Below are 10,693 nucleotides of genomic sequence, written 5' to 3'. Positions count from 1 at the left end.
GGTCTTGATCGAACGGGTGCCGAGCATCGCCGCCCGCTGGTCCGCGCCGACCCGGTCAACCCCGGGCAGGCCGTGCAGGAAAGCTCGCAACGCCGAGTCGGACGAGGCGACGTCCGCGAGCGAGGTAGTCACAGTTGACACCAACACAGCATCGCCGACCAGGGCCGTGAGCTCCAAACCGGACCGCCTTAGGCGGTCGGCCCCGGGGGTCTTAGGCATGTCGTACGCGTCGGCGTACCGGAGATAAGGCATCCACCCGATGTGGCAGGCAGGGCCTTAGACCGAGTCTTAAAGGTGTCAGGAAGAAGCACGAAATTTCAGGAGACACACCATGCACCCCGAGATCGAGTACGAGCTCATGAAGAACCACGCGAGCGAGCTCCGCAGGGCCGCCGCCGAGCACCGGCGGGTACGCGAGGCCGAGAGGGCCAACAAGTCCGAGCGCCGCTCGGTCTTCGGCAAGCTCCGTTTCTCATGACCATCCCACGAGAGCCCGGCCACCACCTCCCTCGTGGCCGGGCCTCGAAACCCCCGTAAAGGGACCCCCATAAAAGCGTCGAAAGTAATCGATCGGGCATGACATGCTGGATGACATGCGGGGACGTTCTGTCAGTCCCGTCTTCGTCGGGCGGGAAGAGGAGCTGGCGGCTCTGTCTGAAAGCTTCGACGAGGCACGAAAAGGCACGGTGACGGCCGTCCTGCTCGGCGGCGAGGCCGGGGTCGGCAAGACCAGGCTCATCCAGCGCTTCGCCGAGCAGTGCCAGGCCTGTGGCGCCCACGTGCTGTTCGGCGGCTGCGTGGAGCTGTCCACGGAGGGTCTGGCCTATGCGCCGTTCACCGCCGCGCTCCGGCAGCTCGTCAGGGAGCAGGGCCCCGCGGCCGTCGCCGGGCTGCTGCCGGACGGCGCCGAGCGCGATCTCGCGCGGCTGCTGCCCGAGTTCGGCGAGCCGAGCGGCGACGGCGAGACCGACACCGGCCGCGCCCGGCTCTTCGAGCAGTTCCTCACCCTCCTCGAACGCCTGGCCCTCGCCCGTCCCACCGTCCTCGTCATCGAGGACATCCACTGGGCCGACAGGTCCAGCCGCGATCTCATCGCCTTCCTCAGCCGCAACCTGCACACCCCGCAGGTGCTGATCGTCATGACCTACCGCTCCGACGACCTGCACCGCCAGCATCCGCTCCGGCCGGTGCTGGCCGAGCTGGGCAGGGTGAGCGGCGTGCACCGGCTCGACCTGCCCCGCCTGTCGCGGGACGAGGTCGCCCAGCAGATGGCCGGCATCCTCGGCGAGGTCCCCCAGTACGCCAAGGTCGAGAAGGTCTACGAGCGCAGCGAGGGCATCCCGCTGTTCGTGGAGGCCATGCTGGAGGGCGAGGACTGCGCGTTCCCCGAGTCCATGCAGGACCTCATCCTCAACTCCGTCGAACGGCTGCCCGAGGAGACCCAGCGCCTGCTGCGTGTCGCCGCCGCCGGCGGCATCCGGGTCAGCCACAAGCTGCTGGCCGCCGTGAGCGGCCTGTCCGACGTCGAGCTGGAGGCCGCGCTGCGCCCGGCCATCGCGGGCAACGTCCTGCAGATCGCCGACAACCGCGCCTACGTCTTCAGGCACTCGCTCATCCGCGAGGCCGTGCACGACGAGCTGCTGCCCGGCGAGCACCAGCGGCTGCACGCCAGGTTCGCCGAAGAGATCTCCAAGGACCGCGGGCTGGTCCCGCCGGGCCGCGCCGCCGTCGAGCTGGCACACCACTGGTACGGCGCCCGCAACGACACCTGGGCGCTGATCTCCGCCTGGGAGGCGGCGCAGAAGTCGTTCAAGGCGTTCGCGTACACCGAGGCCGTCCCGCTGCTCGAACGCGTCCTCATGCTGTGGGAGCGCGTGCCCGACGCGGCCGAGCTCATCGACGCCGACCACACCGCCGTCCTCGAACGCGCCTCGGAGGCCGCGAACGCCGGCGGCGAGGCCGACAAGGGCGCCAAGTTCGTCAAGGCCGCGCTGTCGGAGCTGGACGAGGCCAAGGAGCCCGGCCGCGTCGCGCAGCTCATCGTGCGGCGGGTGGGGTTCAAGAACGCCAAGGGGCAGCTCGGCGTCATCGAGGACCTCCGGCACGCGCTGCGGCTCGTGCCCGAGAACGGCGCCGACCGCGCCGAAGTGGTCTCGGTGCTGAGCCGCCACCTCATGTTGCGGGGCGAGATCGCCGAGGCGAGCGAGCTGATCACCGAGGGGCTGCGCCTGGCCAGGGAGCTCGGCGACGGCTGCCTCGAAGCCGACCTGCTGATGAACCTGGCGCTGGGCCACTCCCTCAACGGCGAGAACGAGTCCACGATCACCGTGAACGAGCAGGCGCTGGAGATCGGCACGGCGGCGGGGTCCGCCCGCCTGATCACCAGGGCGGTCGGCAACAACATCGACGCGCTGATCGACATGGGCCGCCACGAGGAGGCGCTGCGCCTGGCCGAGCACGGCTGGGAGCTCGCCAAGAAATACGGCAGGCTGCGCGGCAGCGGGCTGTTCATCAAGAACAACTGGGCCGAGGCGCTGGAGGCGATCGGCCGCTGGGACGAAGCCATCGAGATCATCGAAGGCGCGCTCGGTCACGGCCCCGTCCTGCGCCACCGGTACGCGCTCCTGCGCGTCCGCGCCGACATCGCCCTGGCCAGGGGCGAGCTGCAACTGGTCGAGGGCATCCTGTCAGAGGTCGGCGTGCTGAAGGACCGGCCCGAGGAGTTCGTCCAGGACATCATCAACAACGCCCGCCTGCACATCGGCTGGCACCTGACGAAGGGCGAGCCGGGGGCCGCGCTCAGCGTGGCCGAGCGCGTGCTCTCGCACCACAAGCAGTCCAGCAAGGCCATGCTCAGCTGGCGGCTGCTCTCGCTGCTCCGCACGGTCTGCGACGCCGCCGAGGCCACCGAGCCCGAACGGGCCGCCGCGGTGCGCGAGCTGGCCGCGGAGGTGGCGGCCGAGCTGTCGGTCATCGGGCCGGTCGTGGAGGCGTACCGGCTGTCCTACACCGGCGACTTCGACGCCGCCGCGGCGGCCTGGGAGCGGCTCAACCGCCCGCACAACCAGGCCAAGGCCCTGCTGCGGGCGGCCACCGCGGCCGCGCGTGGGGGCGACCGCGAGGGGGCGGCGGCCCGGCTGAAGGTGGCGCGCCCGCTGGCCCAGGCGTTGCGCGCGACGCCGCTGATCGAGGAGATCGAGGCGCTGTCGCGCCGGGTGGGCGGGGTTCAGCCCGCCCAGGAGCCCTCCGAGCTGCTGACTCCGCGCGAGCTGGAGGTGCTGCGGCTGGTGACCCAGGGCAGGACCAACCGGGACATCGCGACCGAGCTGTTCATCTCGGCGAAGACGGTGAGCGTGCACGTGTCCAACATCCTGGCCAAGCTCGGCGTCACCACCCGCGGCGAGGCCGCCGCCGCGGCCCACCGCCTCTCGCTACTGTCCCCCTGATCCGATAAGCGCTTCCGCCAGGAGGACGACGCCGAAGATCGCGAACGCCGCCGCGGCGCCGTACCGGATGACCTTCTCCGGCAGGTGCTTGCCCAGCAGCCGTCCCACCAGGATCGCCAGCGCGTCCGCCGCCACCATGCCGACGGTCGAGCCGATCCAGGTGCCGAGCCAGCCGTGCTGCGTGGCCAGCGTGATGGTGGCCAGCATCGTCTTGTCGCCCAGCTCGCTCAGGAAGAACGCCACGGTCACCGCGATCAGGGCGTTCCTGGTGGTGCGCTGGGCCTTCTTCGACTCGTCCTCGGTCAGCTCGTCCCCGCGCAGCGTCCACGCCGCGAACCCGAGGAAGGCCAGCCCCGCCACCACCGCGATGGCCGTCGTCGGCAGCGCGTCACCGATCAGCCCGCCCAGGGCGACGCTGGCCAGGTGCACGAGGGTCGTGGCGATAGTGATGCCCGCGAGCACGGGCCAGATCTTGAAACGGGTCGCGAACGTCATCGCCATGAGCTGACTCTTGTCGCCGAGCTCGGCCACGAAGATGACGGCAAGACTGATCCAGAACGCTTCCAACGGTCCCCTTCCGCGCGACCGAGCCGGAAGCGGCGACCCGGGGAGATTCGGGCACGACTTCGGCCCGGCAGCGTCTCATTGCACAACTGCCAGGCCGAAGGTCTCGTCCGCCCGTATGAGGCCCGTGTGACCGGGCGCGATGAAGCGCCAGTATGTCGATCACACGATTGGGACTACTCCCCTTCGGAAATTCCAACCAACCATAACAGCCCGCGAACGGGACCTATTCCCCGAGGCCCGAGCACGGCCTTCTCCCGTCCCCCCGTCCCCGAGGCCCGAGCACGGGCTCGTTGACCAGCGCGACCCCGAGCTTCCCCCGGACTCCTATTCCCCGAGCTCGCAGCCGACGAGCACAGGCTCGTTGACCAGCGTGACCCCGAACTTCTCCCGCACCCCGTCCCTGACCTCCCTGGCCAGCGCGATCAGGTCGCCGGTGGTGGCGACCCCGTCGGGGTTGGTCAGCGCGAGCGTGTGCTTGGTGGAGATGCGTACGGGCCCACGCGCGTACCCCTTCGGGTAGCCCGCCTGCTCGATCAGCCACGCGGCGGGCACCTTGACCGCCCCGCCGGGCAGCTCCCAGCGCGGATGGCCCGAGGCGCGGGAGGCCAGCTCCGCGGCCTCCTCGGGCGCGAGGATCGGGTTGGTGAAGAACGAGCCGGCGCTGCGGGTGTCGGGATCGTCCGGGTCGAGCACCATGCCCTTGCCGCGCCGCAGCGCCAGCACGGCCTCACGGGCCTGCGCGAGCGGCACCCTCCCGCCGGGCTCCGCATCCAGCCTGCGGGCCAGCTCCTCGTACGCCAGCGGGCCGGACATTTCCGAAATATCCAGCGCGTACGTCACCGCGAGCACCACGTGCCGTGCCAGGTCGCGCTTGAAGGCGCTGTCACGGTAGGAGAACCCGCACTGCCGCGCCTCCAGATCCACCACCTGCCTGGTGCGGCGGTCGTAGGCACGCACGCACCAGACGGTCTGGGCCACCTCCTGCCCGTACGCGCCGACGTTCTGGATGGGCGTCGAGCCGACCAGCCCGGGGATGCCCGACATGCACTCGATGCCCGACCAGCCCTCGGCCACGGCGCGGGCGACCAGCGGATCCCAGTCCTCGCCCGCCTCGACCGTGACCAGCACCTGCTCGCCGTCGCGCGAGACGGTCACGCCCTGGGTCGAGACCTTGATGACCAGCCCGTCGAAGCCCTCGTCGGCCACCACGACGTTGCTGCCCCCGCCGAGCACCAGCGTGGGCAGCCCCTTCATGTCCGCCTCGGCCACCAGGGACACGAGGTGCTCCGCCGTGGTCGCTTCGGCGAAGTCGCGGGCGGGGCCGCCTAGGCGCAGCGTGGTATACGGCGCGAGCATCTCCATGGGCCAATAGCTTATGAGGTGCCCAGTATGCGCAGCACGCGGTCGAAGTTCCGGCGGGACTCCCGTGCGTCGTAGTCGGGGTCCACATCGTGCGATCCCAGCCGCACGGCGGGCAGCGGCTCCTCGGGCACGACCAGCTCTCTGCGCCCTTGCCGGTCTCGCTGGTTGGACCCCTGCTGGTTGGACCCCTGGAGGGACCCTTGCTGGTGGGGCTCCTGCTGGAGTGCGAGGGAGAGCGCCAGATCGGCGTTCCTGCCGTAGCCGGCGTCCTCGGGCAGGGCTCCGAGCGCCGGGGCCCGGCGTACCGCCATGAGCTCCCCCGTCAGCGCCCGCACCCTCCTTGGCCCGGCCGTGCCCGGCCCCGGCTCCACCACGCGGACCGGCTCCGGCTCCCCGTCCGGGAAGTCCACGCCCCTCCACCCGGCCGCCACGGCGCCCCCCGCGACGGCCGCGACCAGCGGGGTCAGCGCGTCGCCGCAGAGCTCGACGTTCGTGTCCATGAGCACGTGCACGTCCGCCTCGTCGAGCCGCAGCAGCTTGGCGCGGCATTCGCCCCAGGTGGCCGTACCCCCTCGCCAGTGCGGCTCCTCGGCCACGTGCCACACGGCGATCCGGTCCGGATGCCGGTCGGCCAGCTCGTCCAGCACCTCACCGGCGCCGTCGACGTCTCCGAGGTCGAAGGCGAGCACGCGCGCGTTCGTGTGCTCGACGATCGATCCCACGCTCTTCCTGACGTCCTCCGGCCAGCCGTCGACCAGCAGGCTCACGGTGACGGTGACGTCCTTGGTCTCCGTACGCTGGCGTTCCAGCTTGACGCCGAGCTCGTCGAGGCGGTTGGTGGCCAGCGAGCTGTCCCAGACGCGCTGAGCGTGCAGCATGGTGTCACCCGTGTCGCCCCGCTGCCCGGGATCGCCGGAAAAGCCCAGCTCGGCAGCGGGATCAAGCCGAGCATGCGCCCCTGCCCCTTCCGCCTTGCCCTTCGCACCGGCCGTTTCGGCTTCGGTCACCTTGGCCTTCCCGCTGGCCGTACCGGCTTCGGTCGCCCTGGCCTTCGTGTCGGCCGTACCGGCTTCGGTCGCCCTGGCCTTCGTGTCGGCCGTACCGGCTTCGGTCGCCCTGGCCCTTGCGCCGACAGTCCCGGTTTCGGTGCCGCCCGCGGTGTCCCGTCCGGTGCCGGAGCTGCCCGCCACCCTCTCGACCCGCGCCGGCCGAAGGTGGGCGGGCGGCTTGGCATCGGTCACAGCGGAAACGGGGATCGATCGAACTGTGGGCCAAACTCGTCGCGCGGCTTCGTTCATAGACGTCACGCGTACCCGAGACCCGCCCGAAATATCACCCGGCCGGCCGCCGCGTCAGGACAGCTGGACCACCGCGCGGGCCTTGGACAGCACCTTCTGATCGCCCGACCTGGCGGTGAGCCCGATGACCACCCGCTTGTCCTCCAGCTTCTCCTCCACCACCCCGCTGACCGAGACCGTCGCCCCCTGATCGTCGTCGGGAACGACCACCATCGACGAGAACCGCACCCCGAAGTCCACCACCGCCCCGGGATCCCCGGCCCAGTCCGTGACGAACCGCCCGGCCTGCGCCATCGTGTACATCCCATGCGCGATCACGTCGGGCAGCCCCACCATCTTGGCGAACCGCTCGTTCCAGTGGATCTGGTTGAAGTCCCCGGAAGCCCCGGCGTACATCACCAGGTTGAGCCGGCGCACGTTGTAATCGGCGGCCGGGATCTCCTGCCCGACCTCGACCTCGTCGTACTTCACCGTGGCGGTCATCTCAACCGGCCCCTCCGCGCTCGACGATCGTGTTGTAGGTGACGCAGACCGGCTCGCCGTCGACGGTCGTCACTTCGCTCCTGACCGTCAGCAGCTCGTTCCGCCCGGCCGTGCGGATGTCAGTGATCGTCGCGGTCGTGACGAGCTGGTCCCCGGCGCAGACCTGCCGGACGTACTCGAAGCGCTGCTCGCCGTGGACGACCATGGCGAGGTTCAGCCCGAGATCGGGATCGACGAGCGCCTCGCCCCCGCTCTGCAGGCTGAACACGATGGGGAACGTGGGCGGCGCGATCACATCGGGATATCCGGCGGCCTGGGCGGCCTCTTTGTCCCGGTAGAGCGGGTTGTTGTCACCGATCGCGGCGGCGAATTCCCTGATCTTCACCCGGCTGACCTCGTACGGCGCGCTGGGCGAATAGGTCCTGCCCACGAAGTCTCGGTTCAAGGCCATCAGTGCTCCCTCGCATGTCACCAACCGAGCGCTGCTGAGGCCGACGGTAACAGAACAAGGTTCGGCTGTCGCTGGTGATTATCTTGATTTTGCCCCGCGAACTTTCCCGCCGCTGGGCCCTTCCAAAACTCCCGCCATAACCACCGCCTTCTCTCGGCACGACGGCCAGCGCACACGACACCGCCCACCCGTCACTGCGCCCGCTGCCCCGCACACGGCCACCCGCAGTCAGCGCGTCCGCCGACCGTTTCGGGACCAGCCAGCATCACGGCACCCCCAGGGCCGACATCGCCACGGCACCCTCAGGACCGGCCAGCATCACGGCACTCTCAGGGCCGACCATCGTCACGGCACCCGTCACGCCGCCCGATGTCCCGCGCGGCCGACCACCCTCAGAACGCCCGCCAACCTCACAGAACCAGCCACCATCACTGCGCCCACCGACCCACACCCGGCCGACCACATCACTGCGCACCGGCCCACACGCAGCCGACCCCAGTCACAGCGCCTGCCGACCCTCTCGGAAGCGGCCACCGCCAGAACGTCCAGCGCCCCCCACAGGGCCGGCCAGCGTCACGATGCCACCGCCCCGTTCCAAGGAGGCCAACCACCGTCACGACACCCGCCACAGCGCCCACTGACCAGCGCACAGCCGACCGCACTCAGCGCGCTCACCGACCCTCTCGGGACGCCCACCGTCACAACGCCCACCGCCCCCACAGGGCCAGCCAGCGTCACGATGCCGTCGCCCGTCCCAGAAAGGCCAACCACCATCACGGCACCCGTCACAGCACCCACCGACCCGCATGCGGCCGACCACCATCAGGGCGCCAACCAACCCCTCAGGACCGGCCACTGTCACCGACGCCCACCGCCCCCTCCCAGGAGGCCAACCGCTCACGGTCACGACGCTCGCAGACTGCCAAGGGGCCGGTCACCCATCAAGGTGCCGGCTTGTCCCGTCTGGGTGGCGACCTGAGCCCGGCGGCGGCGCGCCGAACTGGGACCAACCCACCCCGAACACACCAGGCGCCCACCGGAACACCCCAAGGCGCCCACCCCACCGTCCCAAGGCGCCGACGGCCACTCCACCCATCCGCGCCGTCCATCAGCGTTCAGAGGGGCCCCTGGGGCCCGTGGGGAGTCGCTGAAACCCCGTACAGACGCGACAAACCGGCGCCCTGTGATAGGACGCCGGTTGTGCGATATGACGAAATGTGGGGCAGAAGCCCTGCCCGGAGACCTAGCGGGTCTCGCGGTGCGCGCGGTGGCAGCGGCAGTTGGGGCAGTACTTCTTCAGCTCAAGCCGATCCGGGTCGTTGCGCCGGTTCTTCCGCGTGATGTAGTTGCGGTGCTTGCACTCCTGGCAGGCCAGCGTGATCTTCGGCCTAACGTCGGTGGCAGCCACTTGGGAGTGCCTTTCTACGTTCGGGACATGGACACGCCCGTACCCAGGCCTGATGACCTGGGAGTGGGCAGTAGCGGAGGCCGGACTTGAACCGGCGACACAACGATTATGAGCCGTTTGCTCTGCCTGACTGAGCTACTCCGCCTTTGGGCCGGTAACGACCCCGGCCCCGTAGAGGATACCCGACACAGCGAGCACATTCGTAACTCGCCCGATCGGGTGGGGTGCTCCCAGTATGCCTCAGGAACCCCCGACAACCGAAATCCATTACCAATCGGCGATGCTCGCCCCCGAACAGCCGACTCCACCTGAAGATCAAGCAGTGGAGGAGGCAAGCGTAGCAGCGACCGGCGCGACGCGCACAACCCCTGAGAGGCCTTGGTTCTCGCCGTGGCGCACATGATCCCGCCCGGCCCCGTGCGGCCGTAAGAGCCGTACCTTTTGGGCATGAGCTTCGTGGGCACTCCCCGGCCACGTCCGCGCTGGCACCACGCGCACACGGATCTGGAGGACTTCGCGATCGTGAGCTACCGGGTGGACGCCGACGCGCTCGCCCGGCACCTGCCCGAGGGTTTCGCGCCCATGGAGGCAACCTTCGGGGACGGGCCCGGAGCCCTGGTCTCCGCCGTCGCCTTCCGCGACCGGGACTTCCACTTCCGGTTCCTGCCGCAGGCGTCGATCAACTGCGGGCAGATCAACTACCGGGCTTACGTCACCGCGTACGGCAAGGCGGGCGTCTGGTTCTTCGGTACCCGTCTGGACCACCCCGTCGTGGCGATCCCGCAGCACCTGTGGGGCATGCCGTGGCACCGCGACCACATCCGCATCGGCGCCGACTGGCTGGGCACCCCGGTCCGCTGGCGCCTGGAGTCCACCGATGGCCGGTGTGAGGCGGTCGAGCTTCCGCAGGCCCCGGCGCTGCTGGACGGCTTCACGGACGATTCGGACTGGCTGGAGCAACTCACCCACCCGACCGAGGGCTGGTACCGGCGTAGAGACGGCAGGGTGGGCGCCTACAGCATCTGGCACCCGGTCATGCGACCCCGGCACCTGGAGGCCACCGTCGCCAGGTTTCCCTTCTTCGAGCGCCTGGGGTTGATCACGCCCGACACGCCCCCGCACTCGGTCCTGGCGCAGGCCCGGATCCCCTTCGACATCCACACCCCACCGCACCGCTTCCACCCGCACGGGTGACCACGCGGTTCGGCCGCGACCGGTACGCGGGGCACGCCCTTCCCCTGACGCCCGCTCGGGACGCGCCTCGCCCCCTCCCCAAATGCGAGCCCGACCCGCGGAGTGGGTGCGCCGCAGCCCATCCGGGCCTCTTCCACAGGGCGGACGCGACACAGGGCGGGGTGACCTCCGAATGCGTGGGCGGCGCAGGGGATAGGCCCCGGGCGTGGGCGGCCTCTGAATGTGGGCGCGGCCCAGCCCAGCCAGCGCGTCTCCGAAGGGCGGGTGTGGCGCCGCAAGACGAGCAGCCCGCAGGGTGAGCATGCCTCCGCAGGGTGGGCGCGGCATCGCAGGGTGGGCCGCTCCTCTGGAGGACGAGGGCGGCCTCCGGAAGGCGAGCGCACCCCCGCAAGGCGGCGTGGCGACGCAAGGCGGCGTGGCGACGCAAGGCGGCGTGGCGACGCAAGGCGGCGTGGCGACGCAAGGCGGCGTGGCGACGCAAGGC

General features: G+C 70.3%; 9 protein-coding genes, 1 tRNA gene and 1 pseudogene. 3 read left to right on the top strand and 8 right to left on the bottom strand.

Features of this window, described 5'->3' with window-relative positions; all coding sequences use genetic code 11:
* A pseudogene (locus tag ACWDX9_RS53360) lies at positions 1–132 on the bottom strand (deoxyribose-phosphate aldolase); the annotation flags it as partial.
* A 199-nt stretch (positions 133–331) separates the two neighbouring features.
* Here ACWDX9_RS53360 and ACWDX9_RS53355 point away from each other — a divergent pair.
* Entirely contained in the window at positions 332–478 is a 147-nt protein-coding gene (locus ACWDX9_RS53355) for a hypothetical protein (RefSeq protein WP_357753286.1), read from the top strand.
* Between the two features lie 115 nt (positions 479–593).
* A complete protein-coding gene (locus ACWDX9_RS53350) occupies positions 594–3,446 on the top strand; it encodes an ATP-binding protein (RefSeq protein WP_449969758.1) in 2,853 nt (950 codons plus the stop codon).
* Here ACWDX9_RS53350 and ACWDX9_RS53345 read toward each other — a convergent pair.
* The 7 genes from ACWDX9_RS53345 to ACWDX9_RS53315 form a co-directional block, all read right to left on the bottom strand.
* Positions 3,432–4,013, bottom strand: coding sequence for a TMEM165/GDT1 family protein (locus tag ACWDX9_RS53345; RefSeq protein ID WP_364265660.1), 582 nt, complete (start codon positions 4,011–4,013; stop codon positions 3,432–3,434). The genes ACWDX9_RS53350 and ACWDX9_RS53345 overlap by 15 nt on opposite strands.
* A gap of 324 nt (positions 4,014–4,337) precedes the next feature.
* Positions 4,338–5,375: a UDP-N-acetylmuramate dehydrogenase gene (locus ACWDX9_RS53340; protein ID WP_449969756.1), complete on the bottom strand. Its 1,038-nt coding sequence runs from the start codon at positions 5,373–5,375 to the stop codon at positions 4,338–4,340.
* Between the two features lie 11 nt (positions 5,376–5,386).
* Positions 5,387–6,616: a hypothetical protein gene (locus tag ACWDX9_RS53335; RefSeq protein ID WP_449969753.1), complete on the bottom strand. Its 1,230-nt coding sequence runs from the start codon at positions 6,614–6,616 to the stop codon at positions 5,387–5,389.
* Positions 6,617–6,727: 111 nt separating this feature from the next.
* The gene (locus ACWDX9_RS53330) at positions 6,728–7,156 is read right to left on the bottom strand and encodes a MaoC family dehydratase (RefSeq protein WP_350733726.1); all 429 of its coding nucleotides are present in this window, start codon (positions 7,154–7,156) and stop codon (positions 6,728–6,730) included.
* A 1-nt stretch (position 7,157) separates the two neighbouring features.
* Positions 7,158–7,607 (bottom strand): MaoC family dehydratase N-terminal domain-containing protein, encoded by a 450-nt coding sequence (locus ACWDX9_RS53325; protein ID WP_192789633.1) that lies wholly within the window; start codon positions 7,605–7,607, stop codon positions 7,158–7,160.
* Between the two features lie 1,243 nt (positions 7,608–8,850).
* Positions 8,851–9,015 (bottom strand): 50S ribosomal protein L33, encoded by a 165-nt coding sequence (gene rpmG / locus ACWDX9_RS53320; protein ID WP_019632658.1) that lies wholly within the window; start codon positions 9,013–9,015, stop codon positions 8,851–8,853.
* A 71-nt stretch (positions 9,016–9,086) separates the two neighbouring features.
* Positions 9,087–9,160 (bottom strand) — tRNA-Met (locus ACWDX9_RS53315).
* A gap of 302 nt (positions 9,161–9,462) precedes the next feature.
* Here ACWDX9_RS53315 and ACWDX9_RS53310 point away from each other — a divergent pair.
* Entirely contained in the window at positions 9,463–10,209 is a 747-nt protein-coding gene (locus tag ACWDX9_RS53310) for a DUF2071 domain-containing protein (protein ID WP_449969750.1), read from the top strand.
* Positions 10,210–10,693 lie beyond the last annotated feature (484 nt).

This window comes from Nonomuraea sp. NPDC003201, from assembly GCF_053590415.1.
The sequence above is the reverse complement of the archived record's forward strand: the minus strand, read 5'-3'. Positions and strand labels throughout refer to the sequence as shown.